The organism is Citrobacter sp. Cy070, from assembly GCF_030332245.1.
Taxonomy (GTDB): Bacteria; Pseudomonadota; Gammaproteobacteria; order Enterobacterales; family Enterobacteriaceae; genus Citrobacter; species Citrobacter youngae.
Window position 1 is genome coordinate 322,758 of sequence record NZ_JAOWIG010000091.1, and the last position, 18,176, is coordinate 340,933.

Below are 18,176 nucleotides of genomic sequence, written 5' to 3' on the forward strand. Positions count from 1 at the left end.
ATAGCGTATCAGCTGATCCGGCTTTTTTATTCAGTGCATATTCACGGCATAAACCGATAGCCAATTCCGGTTTCGGTGAGAAAATGACGCGGGCGGGCCGGGTCCAGTTCCAGCTTCTGGCGCAGGTGTCCCATATAAATACGCAGATAGTGACTGTGTTCGACGGCGTTTGGTCCCCAAACCTGATTCAATAACTGACGTTGCGTCAGCACCTTCCCGGCGTTATTCAGCAATACCGCTAACAGGCGAAACTCAATCGGCGTCAAATGAATTTCTTCGTCACCCCGGTGTACGAGGCGGGCGGCGATATCCACTTTAACATTAGAAAAATGCACGACCGGTTCGGGAGACGTCCCGCTGGCGTGGCGACGCAATGCCACACGCAATCGCGCCTGCAGCTCGCCAATACCAAAAGGTTTGCTGAGATAGTCATCGGCTCCGGCATCCAGCGCGGCGATTTTATCGCTTTCCTCACTGCGGGCTGAAAGCACAATCACCGGGATCGCGCTCCATTGACGCAGGTCGCGAATAAAATCAATGCCGTCGCCATCCGGCAGGCCGAGATCGAGAATGATGAGATCGGGTTTTCGCGTGGCGGCTTCCAGCAGACCACGTTGCAGCGTTTCCGCTTCAAATACACGTAGCCCATCGGCCTCCAGCGCGGTGCGTAGAAAGCGGCGAATGGCCTGTTCATCTTCAACAATCAGTACGTTCGTCACATATCCTCATGAAAATCTTCAAGTTCAGGGGGAATTTCCTGGGGCAGTGTAACACGAAAACATGCTCCTCCCTGCGCGCGATTGTGGACAGAAATAGTCCCGCCATGCACGTCTACAATGGCCTGACAAATTGCCAGCCCCAGCCCAACGCCTGGCACCGATGACTCTTTATTTCCCCGAGAAAATTTGTCAAAAACGCGCTGTTCCATACCCGATGGAACACCCGGCCCATTATCCCAGACGTCCAGTTGCAGGTGTTCGCCATCAACGCTGGCATCAATACCGATCTGCGCCTGTGGGCCCGCGTATTTGACGGCATTTTCCAGCAGATTAATCAGCACCCGTTCAAAGAGCGGGCCATCGACGTGAATCAATGTCAACGGTTCTGGTAACGACAGATTTATCGGGGCAGAGAGACCTGGCTCCAGCATCTGCAGGGCGCTGCCGACCACCTCTTCCAGCGTTAACCACTCCTTCTTAAGATTAAAGCCGCCAGACTGAATTCGCGCCATATCCAGCAGGTTATTCACCAGTCGGGTCGTGTTCAGGACGTGCTGGCGAATTTCGCTGGCCTGACGTGCGTGCGGCGATCCTTCGCTTGCCAGATCCAGCGTTAAGATTTCTGCCTGGCCGAACAACACCGTCAGCGGTGTGCGTAAATCGTGGGAAAGGGCGGCGAGCAGGGCATTGCGAATGCTTTCACGCTCGCTGGCAAACCGGGCCTGCTCTTCGCTGGCGGTTAGCGTCAGGCGTTCCAGCGCACTGGCGACCAGTAAAGTGAAAGTTTCCAGTAGGCGTTGCTGTTCGGGGATCATCAACTGGCGTAAATTTCCCGGTTCCACAACCAGCAGCCCATGCGTTTTGTCGGCGCTTTTTAACGGTAAAATTTGATATGGCACACCGGGTAAGGTGTCAGTGCCTGCGCCGGCGGGTTGCCCTTTATCAAAGCTCCATTGGGCAATAGCGTCATCCCAAGGCGTCATGCCCTGTTGATGGGTGAGAGGGGCCAGCTTACCGTTCTCGCCGGGCAGTAAAACCTGGCTGCGGGCCTGGAACGTTGAGGCAATAAACTGTTCGCTGGTGGCGGCGATATCCTGCTGGCTGCGCCCTACAGCCAGTGCTTTCGACATCTCATACAAATGACGCGTACGCTGTTCACGATAACGTGCAACCCGGGCCTGATAACGCACCCCGGCGGTCAGATTACCAATAACCAGACCTACCGTTAGCATGACGGCAAAGGTAAGCAGGTACTGGACGTCGGAAACGGCAAGCGTGCCGCGTGGGGCAATAAAGAAGAGATCGAAGCTGGCGACGTTGATAAACGTCGCCACCACCGACGGCCAGCGCCCGTAGAACAGGGCGATCACCACCACGCCCAGTAGATAGAGCATCACCAGGTTGGCTGCGTCAAATGCAACCAACCACTGCATGGCAATCAATGTCGTAACAGCACACAATGCAGCAGCGACCACACAACCCTGGATTTGTACCCGCCATTTATCCTTAAAGGTGCGGTTATCTGCGGTTTGCAGCACAGGGCGTGCAGGGGGCTCATCGAGGGCTACAATCATCAGATCGAGATCCGGTGCGCGATGGGCCAGCTTGTCAGCAAAGGAGTCGCTGCGCCACCAGCGACGCGTAGTTGGACGCCCGAGGACAATTTTCCCCAGATTATGCTCACGGGCATAGCGGATCACCGCTTTATCTTCGGCAGGGTCGGAGAGAGTGGCCGTTTCAGCCCCCAGTTCCTGTGCCAGTCGCAGCGCGCTTAAGATTGCCCGCCGCCGTTTTTCGGGTAGCCGGTGTAGCGCAGGTGTTTCAACATATACCGCATGCCAGACGCTACCCAGACGCGCCGCCAGGCGTGCAGCCGCTCGCACCAGTTTCTCGCTGCCGGTGTTGTGTCCAATACACAGTAAAATGGCATCGCGGGTATGCCAGACTTTTTCTTCTCCCGGACGCCCCCGCCAGGCACGCATCTGATCGTCCACCCGATCGGCGGTGCGTCGCAGCGCCAGTTCGCGCAGCGCTATCAAATTACCTTTGCGGAAGAAATGCTCGATTGCACGCTCTGCCTGACCGGCAATATAGACCTTGCCTTCGTTCAGGCGCTGACGCAAATCGTCGGGGGGGAGATCGACCAGTACCACGTCGTCAGCGGCATCGAAAAACGGGTCAGGAACGGTTTCGCGCACCTGAATGCCGGTGACGCCGCTGACCACATCATTGAGGCTTTCCAGATGCTGCACGTTGACGGTAGTAAAAACGTCAATACCGGCTTCCAGCAGCTCTTCAATGTCTTGCCAGCGGCGGGGGTGGCGTGAGCCTGGCGCATTGCTGTGCGCCAGTTCGTCCATCAAAATCAGCGCCGGGCGGCGGGCGAGGGCGGCATCAAGATCGAACTCGCTGATATGCCGCCCACGGTGTGCCTGACGTTTCAACGGCAGCACGGTGAGACCGTCAAGCAGTGCGGCGGTCTCCTTGCGCCCGTGGGTTTCCACCACGCCAATCAGCACATCCAACCCCTGCGACCGCAGTCGCTGGGCCTCCGCCAGCATGGCCCAGGTTTTCCCCACGCCCGCACAGGCGCCGAAGAAAATTTTCAGTTTTCCCCGGTGCGGCGCGGTGGTCTGCTCCAGCAGGCGATCGGGGTTAGGACGTAGGGGTTCGCTATGCATGTCCTTTTTCTCAGTGCTTATCCAGCGCTAAATTAAGTTCTACCAGGTTAACTACCGGCTGGCCGATAAAACTGACCAACGGCTTTTGCGTGTATTGTGCAACCAGGCGCGTGACTTCTTCAACGCTGAGGTTGCGGGCTTGCGCCACGCGCGGGATTTGCCAGGCCACCGCAGCTGGCGTCAGGTTGTTATCCAGCCCGCTGGCGGAAGCTGTTACCAGTTCAACCGGAACGGCAGGATTTGCCTGCGGGTTGGCGGCACGCAGCGCGGCAATCCGGCTTTGCAGCTGTTTATCCAGTTCCGGGTTGCTGGCTGCCAGATTACTGCCGCCTGAAGCCATTGGATTATAGGGCATTTCCGCTGTGGCTGAGGGGCGTCCATGAAAATAACCCGCGGCGGTAAAATTTTGCCCGATCAGTGCAGAACCGCGAATTATCTGACCCTCACGCAGAAGCGAACCGTTAGCCTGGTGGGGGAACCACCACTGCCCCAGCGCGGTGGTCAGCAGCGGATAAACACCGCCGGTGATAAGCATCAGGAAAAGCAATGTTGATAATGCAGGACGTAATCCACTCATCTGAAACCTCACACCAGACCCAGCAGGGTCAGCAGTAAATCAATTACTTTGATACCGATAAACGGCACAACCAGGCCACCCAGGCCGTAGATCCACAGATTGCGGCGCAGCATCGCGGAAGCGGATAACGGCTTATAGCTCACGCCTTTCAACGCCAGTGGGATCAGGAAGACGATGACCAGCGCATTGAAGATGACGGCGCTGAGGATCGCCGAATCCGGCGAATGCAGTCGCATGACGTTCAGTGCGTTAAGCTGCGGGTAAGTTGCGGCGAACGCAGCCGGGATGATGGCGAAATATTTCGCAACGTCGTTGGCGATACTAAAGGTGGTCAGCGACCCACGCGTCATCAGCATCTGTTTACCAATGTGCACCACTTCAATCAGTTTGGTGGGGTTGGAGTCGAGATCCACCATATTGCCCGCTTCTTTCGCTGCCTGGGTTCCGGAGTTCATGGCAACGGCAACATCGGCCTGCGCAAGGGCTGGAGCGTCGTTAGTTCCGTCTCCGGTCATCGCCACCAGACGACCTTCTGCCTGATACTGACGAATTAGCGCCAGCTTGGCTTCCGGTGTGGCTTCGGCTAAGAAGTCATCCACACCGGCCTCTGCGGCGATTGCTGCAGCAGTCAGGCGGTTATCGCCGGTGATCATCACTGTTTTGATGCCCATTTTGCGCAGTTGGGCAAACCGTTCTTTAATCCCACCTTTTACGATATCTTTCAGGGCAATCACACCCAGTACGTGGGAGCCTTCGGCCACCACCAGCGGCGTTGCGCCAAGGCGAGCAACGTTTTCGACCTTCTGCTCCACATCGGCAGGGAAGTGGCCGCCGTTAGCTTCGACGTGACGACGAATGGCATCAACCGAGCCTTTGCGGATCATCCGGTTGTCGATGTTGATACCGCTCATCCGACTCTGTGCGGTAAACGGCACAAAGGTGGCATGGAGCGACTGTACGTCACGAATACGCAGGTTAAAGCGCTGTTTAGCCAGGACAACGATGCTGCGACCTTCCGGTGTTTCATCGGCCAGTGATGAAAGCTGCGCGGCATCGGCCAGCGTTTTTTCGTCCACGCCGTGGGCGGGCAGAAAATCAGAAGCCTGACGGTTACCCAGCGTGATGGTGCCGGTTTTATCCAACAGCAGTACGTCCACATCACCAGCCGCTTCTACCGCACGTCCGCTGGTGGCGATAACGTTCGCACCCAGCATGCGGCTCATCCCGGCGACGCCAATCGCGGAGAGCAGACCACCGATCGTGGTGGGGATCAGACAGACCAACAGGGCAACCAGCACCGTGATGCTGACCGCACTGCCGCCCCAGGCAGAGAACGGCCACAACGTGGCGGTTGCCAGCAGAAAGACGATAGTCAGGGCAATCAGCAGGATCGTCAGCGCGATTTCGTTGGGCGTTTTACGCCGCTGTGCGCCTTCAACCATGGCAATCATTCGGTCGAGGAATGTTTCTCCGGGGTTGACGCTACACGCGATCACCAGCCAGTCCGAGAGAATGCGTGTCCCGCCAGTGACGGAGGCAAAATCGCCGCCGGATTCACGGATTACAGGCGCGGACTCACCGGTAATGGCGCTTTCATCCACCGAGGCGCCGCCTTCGATAACTTCGCCGTCACACGGGATAATATCGCCAGCTTCCACCAGCACGATATCCCCTTTACGTAACTCTTCGGCTGGCACGTGATCCATTTGCGCACCATATTTCGGTTCACGGAGTTTGCGGGCAAAGGCGGTTTTTTTAACCCCTTTCAGGCTGTTGGCCTGCGCTTTACTACGCCCTTCAGCCAGCGCTTCCGCAAAGTTAGCGAACAGAACAGTCACCCATAGCCAGAGGCTTATCGCGCCGGTAAACAGTGGATTACCTGACATATGGCCTGTCGCCATCGCCACCGTTAACAGGGTGGTCAGCAGGCTGCCCAGCCAGACGATAAACATCACCGGGTTACGCCACTGAGTATGTGGACTTAATTTTTTCACGGCGTCCATCAGCGCTTGTGCGACCAGAGAAGGTTCGAACAGCGCCAGTTGCTTGCGACTCATAGTCATGTGCTCCGCATCACTCAACGTAAAGAGAGGTATTCTGCTACCGGGCCAAGCGCCAGTGCAGGAACAAAGGTGAGGGCGCCAACCAGCAACACGGTACCGATCAACAACCCAACAAACAGCGCACCGTGGGTAGGTAGCGTGCCGGGACTTGCTGGCTGGCTCTTTTTACCAACAAGTGAACCGGCAATCGCCATCACCGGGATAATGACGCCGAAGCGGCCGAAGAACATGCATAAGGCCAGCAGGCAGTTCCAGAACGGGCTGTTGGCGCTTAACCCGGCGAAGGCGCTACCATTGTTGTTCGAGGCGGACGACACGGCATACAGCACTTCGCTAAAACCATGCGGCCCGGGATTGAGCATGGCGCTACGCCCGGCATCGCTCATCATGGCTATCGCTGTCCCAAGCAGAACCAGCGCAGGGGTAACCAGAATCGCCAGCGCGGTCATTTTCATTTCGCGGACATCGATTTTTTTACCCAGATACTCTGGTGTGCGGCCAATCATTAACCCGGCGATAAATACCGCCAGCAGCACGAACAGCAGCATGCCGTACAGACCTGAACCCACGCCGCCGAAGACCACTTCGCCAATCTGCATCAACCACATCGGTACCATGCCGCCCAGCGCAGTGAAGGAGTCGTGCATAGCAATGACTGCGCCACAGGATGCGGCTGTCGTGACGACTGCAAACAGACTACTGACCAGCACGCCAAAGCGGCTCTCTTTACCTTCCATGTTGATATTGCTGTCTGCGCCAAACGCCATCAGATGCGGGTTACCCTGCACTTCGGCCCACATTACAACCGCTACGCAAACAACAAAAATAAGCGACATAGCCCACAGCAGGGTGCGTCCCTGTCGGCGATCGCCCACGACGTCGCCGAAGGCGAAACACAGCGCCGTGGGAATTAAGAAGATTGCCAGCATCTGGACCAGGTTGGTCAGTGCGGTTGGGTTTTCAAAAGGATGTGAGGAATTGGCATTAAAAAAGCCGCCGCCGTTGGTACCGAGCATCTTAATGGCCTCTTGTGAGGCGACAGGTCCCATCGGTAGCAGTTGTTTTGTCCCTTCGAGCGTGGTGATCGCCTGATAAGGCAGCAGGTTTTGCAGCGCACCTTGTTGGATGAAAAACAGCGCGATGAGCAGAGAAATCGGCAGCAATATCCACAGCGTAATGCGGACCAGATCCACCCAGGCGTTGCCCAGCGTGTTCATACTCTGGCGCGTAAAGGCGCGAGCCAGGGCAAAGATCACCGCAATACCGGTCGCCGCAGACAGGAAATTCTGCACGGTCAGGCCGGCCATCTGGCTGAAGTAGCTTAAAGTGGTTTCACCCGCATAGGACTGCCAGTTGGTGTTGGTCACAAAACTAACAGCGGTATTGAGCGCGAGATCCCACGATAGCCCCGGTAACTGTTGCGGATTCAGCGGCAGCAGGTTTTGCGCCATTAACATCGCAAACAGTATCAGCAGGCCGAGGATATTAAGTGCGAGGATCGCCAGCAAATAGTGCAGCCAGGTCATTTCCTGCTGCGAAATACCCAGCCCACGCCACAGCACATGCTCAACGCCGGCAAGGCCGGGTAAGGATGTGTTGTTGATAAGACGCGCCAGCCCAAAGCCCAGCGGCCTGGCGAGAACAAACAGCACCAGCAGGAAACTGGCGATGAGTAAAAATCCTTGCGCTGCCATCAGAACGCCTCCGCATTAATCAAGGCATACACCAGATAACCCAGTAACAAAAAGACCAGCACAATGCCGGTTATCACGCCTGCACTCACAGTGCACCTCCAGTGGCATAAATGTGATAACCAGAGCGTAGGTTTTTGGTTGCAAAGATTTCGCAAAAATCTGCGGGCGGGGTGTAAAAAAAGTATAAAAATGGCAAAGACCATTATTTAACTAATGATTAGTATTAATTTAACCTTTATGTAACTTAATTACGAATTTACGTTAAACGGAGCATCAATAGATAAAAATAAGTGGTCGGATGAGTAGCAAAATTACACACAAGGCGGTATTATTTTCATCAGTTAACCAAGTTTATTTTCCGGTGCGATTCACCGAACAGATATATGGGAGAGGATTATGGACTTTTATAAAGAATATCCAGCACACATTGTTTTCTTGCGCCGTACCTTTGCCGTACTGGCTGGTGTTCTGGCGCTGCCGGTCATGCTGTTCTGGAAAGACCGTGCCCGTTTTTACAGCTACCTGCATCGCGTCTGGTCGAAAACCAGTGATAAGCCGGTGTGGATGGAGCAGGCTGAAAAAGCCACCTGCGATTTCTACTAAGTTACCGTTCAGGCTCAAAAAAACCGCCAACAGCAATGTGGCGGTTTTTTTATACGTCGCAGTCTACACTTACCTGTGTAACGGATAAGGAGTGGCGATGAGCAAGAGAGTTCCTGTTGGTGTCCGCGCCTGTCTGACCGCAGAAGCGAACGATAAATTTCTGTTTGACGAGAATACGCTGGTACGTATTTATGCCTTGCATGAATTGCACCGACTGCGCCAGAGCGGATTATCACGTGGCGCATTGATTGATTTTCACACCCGTTACAAGCTGGTGTTACTGGCACACTCCCAACCGGAGTATCGTGAGCTCGGCCCTTTTGTTGCCGCAATCCACGAATGGGCAAGCCTCGATGCTTTTTATACGGAGTACCGTTTACGGTTGATTCATCTGTTGTTTAATAACGCGACCCGACGCAACCATACCAATGTCCTGATGCATGTGCAGGGCTATTTCCGTAACCAGCTCAATCTTCGTCAACGTCAGGAACTGACCTCAATAATCGATAACTATCGACGTGAGATGCAGCCGCTGCTTGCGCCATTGATGCTCCTCCAACACTATATGACGGAGCACCCGAACAGCTGGTTGTCCGGGCAACGTTACTTTGAACTCTGGCCTGCGATTCTGCGTTTACACGGCAAAGCTTAATTTTTATTTGGGAGTTTTATGACCACTCATCTGGTCTGGTTTCGGCGAGATTTACGTTTGCATGACAATCTTGCGCTGGCAGCGGCATGTCGGGATCGTTCGGCACGGGTATTGGCGTTATATATTGCCACGCCCGCACAGTGGAAAGCGCATGATATGTCACCGCGTCAGGCGGCGTTTGTCGGCAAGCAGTTGAATGCGCTGCAAACGGCGCTGGCAGAAAAAGGCATCCCGCTGCTGGTTTATGACGTCGGGGATTTCACAGCCAGCGTAGAGATAGTCAAAAATGTCTGCGCACTGCATGACGTTAGCCGACTGTTTTATAACTATCAGTACGAAATCAACGAACGCCAGCGCGATGCTCAGGTTGAAAAATCATTATCGCAGGTGGTCTGTGAGGGTTTTGACGATAGCGTAATCCTGGCACCGGGCGCGGTAATGACCGGGAATCATGAGATGTATAAAGTCTTTACACCGTTTAAAAATGCCTGGCTGAAGCGGTTAAAAGACAGTATCCCGGAGTGTGTTGCGGCACCAAAAGCCCGCGAAAGCGGCGCAATTCCCCCCCCATCAACGCCAATTACGCTCAATTATCCACAGCAGGATTTTGATGTGGCGCTTTTCCCGGTAGAAGAAAAATCGGTTATCGCGCAATTACGTCAGTTTTGCCAGCAGGGCGCGGCAGAATATGAGCAACAACGTGATTTCCCGGCAAATGAAGGCACCAGCCGGTTGTCGGCAAGCCTTGCCACCGGTGGGTTATCACCGCGCCAGTGTCTGCACCGTTTGTTAGTCGAGCAACCGCAGGCGCTAGAGGGAGGCGCCGGGAGCGTTTGGCTAAACGAGCTCATCTGGCGCGAATTTTACCGCCATCTACTGACGTACTATCCTGCACTGTGTCGGCATCAGCCCTTTATTCGCTGGACTGATCGTGTGCAATGGCAAAATAGCGTGACGCATCTTCAGGCATGGCAGACGGGAAATACAGGGTATCCAATCGTAGATGCGGCGATGCGCCAGCTTAACGGCACAGGGTGGATGCATAATCGTTTACGCATGATCGCGGCTAGCTTTTTGGTGAAAGACCTGCTGATCGACTGGCGAAAAGGCGAGCAGTATTTTATGTCACAACTGATCGACGGTGATCTGGCGGCGAATAATGGTGGCTGGCAGTGGGCTGCTTCTACCGGAACGGATGCTGCGCCGTATTTCCGTATTTTTAACCCCACCACGCAGGGGGAGAAATTCGACCGTGACGGTGATTTTATCCGCCAATGGGTACCGGAATTACGCGATGTACCGGGAAAAGCCATTCACGAACCGTGGCCGTGGGCGGAGAAAATGCAGGTGACACTCAACTATCCTCGTCCGATTGTCGATCATAAGCAGGCAAGGTTAGCCACGCTGGCAGCCTATGAGGCAGCGCGTAAAGGGTAAAGGCATGGTGGATTTTGCGTAATACCTTCCAACAGAATGAACATGTTGCAGTCGGGTGATTTTAGCGCTGAAGCGTGCGCTCAGTACCGTGAATACCCTGCTGCACAAGTTTTCTCTCAGCAGTAAATTTCCGTCATCTGAATGAAAATGACGGAAATTAATGACAACGCCAACGACCTCCACCCCGCATGATGCGGTGTTTAAAACGTTTTTACATCATCCCGAAACTGCACGAGATTTTCTCGACATTCACCTGCCAGCTGAACTGCGGATGCTTTGCGATTTGAATTCTCTGCAACTGGAGTCAGAAAGCTTTATTGAAGCGGATTTACGTTCGCGCTACTCCGACGTGCTCTGGTCTTTGCACACACGCAACGGTGACGGTTATGTCTATGTGGTGATAGAGCATCAAAGTTCAGCCGAGCCACATATGGCTTTTCGTCTGTTGCGTTATGCGCTGGCGGCGATGCAGCGCCATCTGGACGCAGGGCACAAGGAACTGCCGCTGGTGATACCGATGCTGTTTTATCATGGCTGCCGAAGCCCCTATCCGTACTCATTGTGCTGGCTGGATGCCTTTGCCGACCCCGTGGCGGCAAGACAGCTTTATTCCAGCGCATTTCCGTTGGTAGATATAACGGTGGTACCCGATGATGAGATCATGGCTCACAGGCGAATGGCGCTGCTGGAATTAATGCAAAAACATATCCGTCAGCGGGATTTGATGGGGCTGGTAGAGCAACTGACCACGCTACTACTTACCGGATGCGCTAATGACACGCAACTGCAGGCGATGTTTAATTACATCCTACGATCCGGCGATGAATCTCGCTTTAATGAGTTTATGCAAGAGATGGCACAACGGATCCCCCAACATAAGGAGAGGCTGATGACTATTGCGGAGCGGTTACGGTTAGATGGATTACAGGAAGGGCTACAACAAGGGCTACAACAAGGCAAAGAAGTAGGAAAGCGAGAAGCTGCATTACGTATAGCGCAAACTATGCTGGAGCAGGGAATAGATCGCGCAATGGTACTACTAGTGACGGGGCTTACTGAAGAGGAACTCGCTGCAAGTTATGCGTAATTACCCGAAAAAACAGGCCCGAATAGTATTACATCATCGGGCCCTTACACTCAGGATTCTACCGCCAGCGGACGGTTTCTGAACTTAAGCGACTGGTACAGCCAAATCATCAGCACCAACACCACACAGGCCAGCGCGCCCCAGGTAATTTCGCTAAAGACATCAATATAGGCGTTGATGGAATAGTTGATAGCACCGGAAGCATCAAACGCGCCCTGTGATGTCTGGTCGGCAATCACACCCGCCAGGTAGTTGGCAATGGCCCCGGAAAGCAGCATATAGATGCCGGTTAATACGCCGGTTACCCCTGGGATCTCAATGCGTGTAATTTGTGACATGGCGACAGGGTCGATAAACAGTTCGGCAAAGCCCATGACCGCCAGCCCCAATACCATCAGCGGCATGGAAGAGTGGCCGTAAGCTGCGGACCAACGGGCGCTTAAGGTCAGAATACAGAAACCCGCACTCATTAACCCCAGACCGAGAGCAAACTTACCCCAGATACGAACGGTACGATTGCCACTCACGCTTTCTTTGACCACCCAGGCCAGCACGATACCGCACAACATAACGGCGAAGGCGTTTACCGACTGAAACATGGCAGTAGGGACTGAATATCCCATCACGTCGCGATTGACAAAGCGGTCGATATACAGGCTGATGGAGCTACCACCCTGCTGTGCAAAGGCCCAGAACAACAAGCTGAAGAAGGTCAGCGTGACGATAAGCCCCAGCTCTTTACGCTGTTTCTGCGTTTGCGCCTGACGGTAAATTTTTGCCAGAACAGCCAAACCAATGACGGTGGCGACAATCAGCGCGTACACGGACCACTCTTTCCAGAACAGGACGGTAATTAAAAGCGGTGCGGCGACCAGCAGAACCAGCAGCCAGGCCCAGTTCGGCAGAATGAGCGATTTGGCACACAGCACGGTTTTGTTGACGCCGGTGGTGTGAGCGAAATGACGATTCCCGCATAAGAAAATGACCAGCCCGGCCAGCATACCGATAGCGGCCAGCGCAAAGCCCATTGCCCAACTGTACTCTTCCTGCACATAGCCGCAGGCGATAGGGGCAATAATTGAACCAATGTTACCGGCGGCATAGAGCAGAGAGAACCCGCCGTCACGGCGCGGATCTTCTGGTTTATACAATTCACCCAGCAGGCAACTGATGTTGGATTTAAACAAACCGTAGCCACAGACAATAATGGCCAGAGATAAATAGAGAAACGCCGGAGCCATTTCACTGGCGCCCAGGACCAGATGTCCCACTGCCATCAAAAATGCGCCAATCATTACCGCCATGCGGTTACCGAGCACTTTATCCGCCAGGTATCCCCCGAGAATAGGCGTGACATACACCAGCGAACAGTAAGCACTGAACAGTTCATACGCGTGATTATCGTTGTACTTAAGCTGGTTAGTGAGATACAGGATCAGCAGTGCACGCATGCCATAAAAACTGAAGTATTCCCAAATTTGCAGCGCGACGACGTAATAAATCGCGCGCGGCTGAGATGCTTGTTTATTCATTATTTTCTCGAAGTAAATGCCTCACGACGGGAGGAACGTGCCGTGTGAGTGTGTTTCCTTAAAGTTGTAACTTTGATACAGATCTGATTATTTTTGCAATATGCTGTCTGATTGCATAAATATACATGAATAAAATCTCATGGTGGTAAGCAATTTACGTTTACAGGCCGCGTGATTGTTTCTTGATGTGTCAGCGAAATGGCTATCGACGAACGGAGATGAGGACGCTATTTTAACTGAAGCTGTGTTGCTGATTTGGCAGGCAGAATTTATGACAACGAGGACGATGATGAAAAACACCGAGCTGGAACAACTGATTAACGACAAGCTGAACAGCGCAGCCATAAGCGACTATGCACCGAATGGTTTGCAGGTTGAGGGCAAAGAAACGGTGCAAAAAATCGTGACCGGCGTAACCGCAAGCCAGGCATTACTGGATGAGGCTGTTCGCCTTGGGGCCGATGCGGTCATCGTTCATCATGGTTATTTCTGGAAAGGCGAATCTCCGGTTATTCGTGGCATGAAGCGCCGGCGTCTGAAAACGCTGCTGGAAAATGACATCAACCTGTATGGCTGGCATCTGCCGTTGGATGCCCACCCCGAACTGGGGAATAACGCACAGCTGGCCGCGCTATTGGGGATCACGGTGATGGGGGAGATAGAGCCTCTGGTACCGTGGGGGGAACTCTCCATGCCGGTTCCTGGGCTGGAACTGGCATCCTGGATTGAAGCGCGTCTGGGACGTAAACCGTTATGGTGCGGTGATACCGGGCCTGAAAACGTTCAGCGTGTTGCCTGGTGTACCGGGGGCGGTCAAAGTTTCATTGATAGCGCAGCCCGCTTTGGTGTTGATGCCTTTATTACCGGGGAAGTTTCTGAACAAACCATTCACTCTGCCCGCGAGCAGGGACTGCATTTCTATGCTGCCGGTCACCATGCTACCGAACGCGGCGGTATTCGTGCATTGAGCGAATGGCTGAATGAAAATACCGATCTGGATGTGACGTTCGTCGACATCCCTAACCCAGCCTGATAAAGAGGGACGAAAGTGCAGCGAGCACGTTGTTATCTGTTAGGTGAAACCGCGGTGGTTCTGGAGCTGGAACCGCCGATTACGCTGGCAACTCAGAAACGCATCTGGCGTCTGGCCCAGCGTCTGGCTGATGCTCCGAATGTACTTGAAGCCATTCCGGGAATGAACAATATCACGGTAATCCTGAATTCCCCGCAGACGCTGGCGCTGGATGCCATTGAACGTCTGCAACGTTGGTGGGAAGAGAGCGAGGCGATGGAGCCGGATTCGCGCTTTGTCGAAATCCCCGTTATCTATGGTGGCGAATACGGGCCCGATCTGGCCGAAGTCGCCCGGCACAGTGGTTTGAGCGACAAGCAGGTCGTTGAATTGCATGCGTCAGTTGATTATGTCGTCTGGTTTTTAGGGTTTCAGCCGGGATTTCCCTATCTTGGGAGCTTACCGGAACCATTGCATACACCAAGACGAGCCGAACCGCGCTTACTTGTTCCGGCAGGGGCGGTGGGGATCGGCGGGTCACAAACCGGTATCTACCCGATTGCAACGCCCGGCGGGTGGCAACTGATAGGACGTACCGCCGTTAAGCTTTTTGATCCGCAGCGCGAGGAGCCGATCCTGTTACGGGCTGGAGATACTGTACGTTTTGTCCCGCAGAAGGAGGGCGTATGTTAAACATCATTCGTGCTGGCCTGTACACCTCCGTACAGGATGGGGGGCGTCATGGCTTTCGTCAGTCAGGGGTAAGTCACTGCGGCGCGTTGGACAAACCGGCATTGAACGTCGCTAATCTGCTGGTAGGAAATGATGCGAATGCTGCCGCGCTGGAAGTCACGTTGGGTCAGTTGGTGGTGGAGTTTGACGCGGATGGTTGGTTTGCCTTGACCGGCGCGGGATGCGAAGCGCATTTGGATCGTACTCCGGTATGGAGCGGTTGGCGGTTGCCGGTTAAAGCCGGACAACGCCTGTCATTAAAACACCCGCATCATGGTATGCGCAGCTACCTGGCGGTGGCGGGCGGTATTGATGTTCCCGACGTTATGGGATCGCGCAGTACCGATTTGAAAGTTGGTATTGGCGGGTTTGAAGGACGTTTGTTACGTGATGGCGATAAGTTGGCGATTGGCGTTTCAACACGACAATTCAATGGCCCACAAGGGGTAAAACAGTTGATGTGGGGCAACCACATTCGTGCGCTGCCCGGACCTGAATATCAGGAATTTGACGAGGCATCGCAGGCATCGTTCTGGCGATCGCCGTGGCGACTGAGCCCACAGAGTAACCGTATGGGGTATCGCCTGCAGGGGCAGCCACTGACACGCGCGACAGACCGCGAGATGTTGTCACACGGTTTGCTCCCCGGCGTGGTACAGGTCCCGCATAACGGGCAGCCAATTGTACTGATGAACGATGCCCAGACCACGGGCGGATATCCGCGTATCGCCTGTATCATCGAGGCGGATATGCATCACCTTGCGCAGATCCCTCTTGGACAACCGATTCACTTTGTTCAGTGCTCGCTGGAAGAGGCGTTGAAGGCACGTCACGATCAGCAGCGCTATCTGGAACAATTAGCATGGCGACTTAACGATGAAAATTGATTTGAATGCAGATCTCGGCGAAGGCTGTGCGAACGACGCGATGCTGCTCCAGCTGGTGTCATCGGCCAATATTGCCTGTGGGTTTCACGCCGGTGATGCGCAGACCATGCTCTTAAGCGTGCGCGAAGCGCTAAAAAATGGCGTGGCAATAGGCGCGCATCCGAGCTTTCCGGATCGGGAAAATTTTGGTCGTAGCGCCATGACCCTGCCTGTGGAAACGGTTTATGCGCAAACGCTGTATCAAATTGGTGCGCTGGCGACCATCACGCGCGCTGAGGGCGGCGTGATGCGTCATGTCAAACCGCACGGCATGCTTTATAACCAGGCCGCAAAAGATCCTGTGCTGGCCGATGCGATAGCCAGAGCGGTTTATGCCTGCGATCCGTCATTGATACTGGTAGGGCTGGCGGGAAGTGAGTTGATCCGTGCCGGAGAACATTATGGCCTGGTGACGCGTCAGGAGGTTTTTGCAGATCGGGGGTATCAGGCTGATGGTAGTCTGGTTCCGCGTAGTCAGCCAGGTGCACTGATCGAAGACGAAGAGCAGGCGCTGGCGCAAACGTTAGAAATGGTGCAGTCCGGGAGAGTAAAAAGTCACAGTGGAACATGGGCAAGCGTAACCGCGCAGACGGTATGCATTCACGGGGATGGTGAGCACGCACTCGCTTTTGCCCGTCGTTTGCGCAGCGCCTTTAATGCCTGCAATATTCAAATTAGCGCGTAAGTTTATTCATACAAAACAATAATATATTACACAACAACATAAGGGATTTAACTATGGGAGAGGCTATTTCTCTCTGGCCATTGACGGGTATCGCCGTCATCGTGGTCGGATTTCTTTTACGTTTTAACCCGGTATTGGTGGTTATCGTTGCCGGGATCGTCACCGGGCTGGCAGCGCATATGCCAATCGCCACTATTCTCGAAAAGCTGGGTGAAGGCTTTCTCAACACCCGCAACCTGCCGTTTATCCTGCTGATTCCGCTGGCAGTCATTGGTCTGCTGGAACGTCACGGTCTGAAAGAGCGTGCCCAGGCGTGGATCGCGAAAATCCGCAGCGCCACCAGTGGTCGTCTGCTCATTGTCTATCTGTTTATTCGTGAAGCGACCGCCGCGCTGGGCTTGACCAGCCTGGGTGGGCATCCTCAGATGGTACGTCCGTTATTAGCCCCGATGGCTGAAGGGGCAGCGGAGAAAAACCACGGGGAATTGCCGGGGGCCGTGCGTTATCGCCTGCGTGCAATGTCTGCGGCGACTGACAACGTTGGTCTGTTTTTCGGTGAAGACATCTTCGTTGCCTTTGGGGCAATCATTTTCATGCACAACTTTATGCTGGAGTCCGGTGGGATCCAGACCGAGCCACTGCATATTGCTTTGTGGGGGATCCCAACGGCAATTTGCGCCTTCTTGATCCACGGTACGCGCTTGTGGCGTCTGGATAACTATCTGCAGCGTGAGGTGGCGAAAGCCAATGCGGCAGCGAAAGGAGCAGCGCAATGAATTTTCAGCAAAGCTATCTCTACTGGCTGGCGGGTGCGGTACTGTTGATTGTGGCGGTGATGTCATGGCAGGACAAAGCGAACCCACGCCGTCTGAGCACGGGGCTGTTTTGGGGACTGTATGGTGTGCTGTTCCTGCTTGGCGACTGGACGTACTCGCTGTTTGGCGACAAACGTACGGTACATATTGCGGTCGGCATTGCGGTGGTCGTCCTGGCGCTGATTGCCGGGTTTGGCGGCGTGAAGCTGGGCAGCTACCATCAGCGTACACAACAACAGCGTGAAGAAAGCGCCAGTCGACTGGGTAATCGCCTGTTTTTCCCGGCGCTGGCTATTCCGGTGGTGACCGTTATCGGTGTACTGATGTTTAATCATATTCCGGGCTTGCAGGATGCGCTGTTTGGGCCAGGGAATCACGCCACACTGGTCACGCTCTTTTCGATGACCGCAGGTTCGCTGATTGGTCTGGCAATGGCGATAAAAATGACCCATGAGCGCGTCCATCAGCCCATTCAGGAAGCCCGTCGTCTGCTGGACTCCATCGGTTGGGCGTTCATCCTGCCGCAAATTCTGGCGACGCTCGGGCTGCTGTTTACGGCTGCAGGGGTGGGCAGCGGCATTTCATACCTGACCCAGGAATACCTCGCGGTAGATAGCCGTTTTATCGCCGTGGCGGTGTACACCATCGGCATGGCATTGCTGACCATGGTGATGGGCAATGCGTTTGCTGCTTTCCCGATTGTGACCGCCGGGATCGGTATTCCAATTCTTGTGTTGCAGCATGGTGGTAACCCCGCGGTGATGGCGGCTATTGGCATGTTCTCCGGTTATTGCGGAACCTTAATGACGCCGATGGCAGCGAACTTTAACATTGTCCCTGCTGCGCTACTGGAGCTGCCGGACAAAAACGCGGTGATTAAGGCGCAGGTGCCAACCGGGATACTGCTGTTGCTGGTTAACGTGTTCCTGATGTATTTCCTGATGTTCCTGTAAGGAGGAAG

The 18,176-nt window shown here is 54.3% G+C and carries 17 protein-coding genes; 10 read left to right on the forward strand and 7 right to left on the reverse strand.

The genetic code is table 11. The annotated features are described in order from the left end of the window. Positions 1-41 precede the first annotated feature (41 nt). From kdpE to kdpF, 6 genes are read right to left on the reverse strand one after another with little or no spacing between them, the layout of a single operon-like run. Positions 42-719, reverse strand: coding sequence for a two-component system response regulator KdpE (gene kdpE / locus OGY19_RS23430; protein ID WP_005121396.1), 678 nt, complete (start codon positions 717-719; stop codon positions 42-44). Further along, positions 716-3,400, reverse strand: a complete 2,685-nt coding sequence (gene kdpD / locus OGY19_RS23435) for a two-component system sensor histidine kinase KdpD (protein WP_048212273.1) — start codon at positions 3,398-3,400, stop codon at positions 716-718. Before kdpD ends, kdpE begins: the two co-directional genes overlap by 4 nt. A 10-nt stretch (positions 3,401-3,410) precedes the next feature. Further along, positions 3,411-3,977 carry a potassium-transporting ATPase subunit KdpC gene (gene kdpC / locus OGY19_RS23440; RefSeq protein WP_115600770.1) on the reverse strand — a complete coding sequence of 189 codons (567 nt, stop codon included), beginning with the start codon at positions 3,975-3,977 and terminating at the stop codon, positions 3,411-3,413. Between the two features lie 8 nt (positions 3,978-3,985). Then, on the reverse strand, positions 3,986-6,034 hold the full coding sequence (gene kdpB, locus OGY19_RS23445; protein ID WP_115600769.1) for a potassium-transporting ATPase subunit KdpB: 2,049 nt from the start codon (positions 6,032-6,034) through the stop codon (positions 3,986-3,988). Between the two features lie 20 nt (positions 6,035-6,054). Beyond that, a complete protein-coding gene (kdpA, locus tag OGY19_RS23450; RefSeq protein ID WP_115600768.1) occupies positions 6,055-7,734 on the reverse strand; it encodes a potassium-transporting ATPase subunit KdpA in 1,680 nt (559 codons plus the stop codon). Next, positions 7,734-7,823: a K(+)-transporting ATPase subunit F gene (gene kdpF / locus OGY19_RS23455; RefSeq protein ID WP_001670793.1), complete on the reverse strand. Its 90-nt coding sequence runs from the start codon at positions 7,821-7,823 to the stop codon at positions 7,734-7,736. The genes kdpA and kdpF overlap by 1 nt, the downstream gene beginning before the upstream one ends. Before the next feature lie 307 nt (positions 7,824-8,130). Here kdpF and OGY19_RS23460 point away from each other — a divergent pair, with 307 nt between their 5' ends. From OGY19_RS23460 to OGY19_RS23475, 4 genes are all read left to right on the forward strand, one after another. Then, entirely contained in the window at positions 8,131-8,337 is a 207-nt protein-coding gene (locus tag OGY19_RS23460) for a YbfA family protein (RefSeq protein WP_005122569.1), read from the forward strand. 97 nt (positions 8,338-8,434) lie between these two features. Then, positions 8,435-8,989, forward strand: coding sequence for a DUF1722 domain-containing protein (locus OGY19_RS23465; RefSeq protein WP_048212269.1), 555 nt, complete (start codon positions 8,435-8,437; stop codon positions 8,987-8,989). Positions 8,990-9,007: 18 nt separating this feature from the next. Next, on the forward strand, positions 9,008-10,426 hold the full coding sequence (phrB, locus tag OGY19_RS23470) for a deoxyribodipyrimidine photo-lyase (RefSeq protein ID WP_115600767.1): 1,419 nt from the start codon (positions 9,008-9,010) through the stop codon (positions 10,424-10,426). 160 nt (positions 10,427-10,586) lie between these two features. Further along, complete coding sequence (locus OGY19_RS23475; RefSeq protein WP_101742405.1) at positions 10,587-11,513, forward strand: Rpn family recombination-promoting nuclease/putative transposase; 927 nt, start codon at positions 10,587-10,589, stop codon at positions 11,511-11,513. A gap of 50 nt (positions 11,514-11,563) precedes the next feature. On the opposite strand, the gene dtpD is transcribed toward OGY19_RS23475, so the two are convergent. Then, a complete protein-coding gene (dtpD, locus tag OGY19_RS23480) occupies positions 11,564-13,045 on the reverse strand; it encodes a dipeptide permease DtpD (RefSeq protein ID WP_115600766.1) in 1,482 nt (493 codons plus the stop codon). A 289-nt stretch (positions 13,046-13,334) separates the two neighbouring features. On the opposite strand from dtpD, the gene ybgI reads away from it, so the two are divergent. The 6 genes from ybgI to OGY19_RS23510 are packed head-to-tail and all read left to right on the forward strand — an operon-like array spanning position 13,335 to position 18,168. Further along, complete coding sequence (ybgI, locus tag OGY19_RS23485) at positions 13,335-14,078, forward strand: radiation resistance protein YbgI (RefSeq protein WP_101742420.1); 744 nt, start codon at positions 13,335-13,337, stop codon at positions 14,076-14,078. Between the two features lie 15 nt (positions 14,079-14,093). After that, the gene (gene pxpB / locus OGY19_RS23490; RefSeq protein WP_048212264.1) at positions 14,094-14,750 is read left to right on the forward strand and encodes a 5-oxoprolinase subunit PxpB; all 657 of its coding nucleotides are present in this window, start codon (positions 14,094-14,096) and stop codon (positions 14,748-14,750) included. Continuing rightward, on the forward strand, positions 14,744-15,676 hold the full coding sequence (pxpC, locus tag OGY19_RS23495; RefSeq protein ID WP_286597293.1) for a 5-oxoprolinase subunit PxpC: 933 nt from the start codon (positions 14,744-14,746) through the stop codon (positions 15,674-15,676). Before pxpB ends, pxpC begins: the two co-directional genes overlap by 7 nt. Next, positions 15,666-16,400: a 5-oxoprolinase subunit PxpA gene (gene pxpA, locus OGY19_RS23500; RefSeq protein ID WP_048212262.1), complete on the forward strand. Its 735-nt coding sequence runs from the start codon at positions 15,666-15,668 to the stop codon at positions 16,398-16,400. Before pxpC ends, pxpA begins: the two co-directional genes overlap by 11 nt. 53 nt (positions 16,401-16,453) lie before the next feature. Next, positions 16,454-17,176: a DUF969 domain-containing protein gene (locus OGY19_RS23505; RefSeq protein WP_005122560.1), complete on the forward strand. Its 723-nt coding sequence runs from the start codon at positions 16,454-16,456 to the stop codon at positions 17,174-17,176. Next, positions 17,173-18,168, forward strand: a complete 996-nt coding sequence (locus OGY19_RS23510; RefSeq protein WP_048212260.1) for a DUF979 domain-containing protein — start codon at positions 17,173-17,175, stop codon at positions 18,166-18,168. Before OGY19_RS23505 ends, OGY19_RS23510 begins: the two co-directional genes overlap by 4 nt. Positions 18,169-18,176 lie beyond the last annotated feature (8 nt).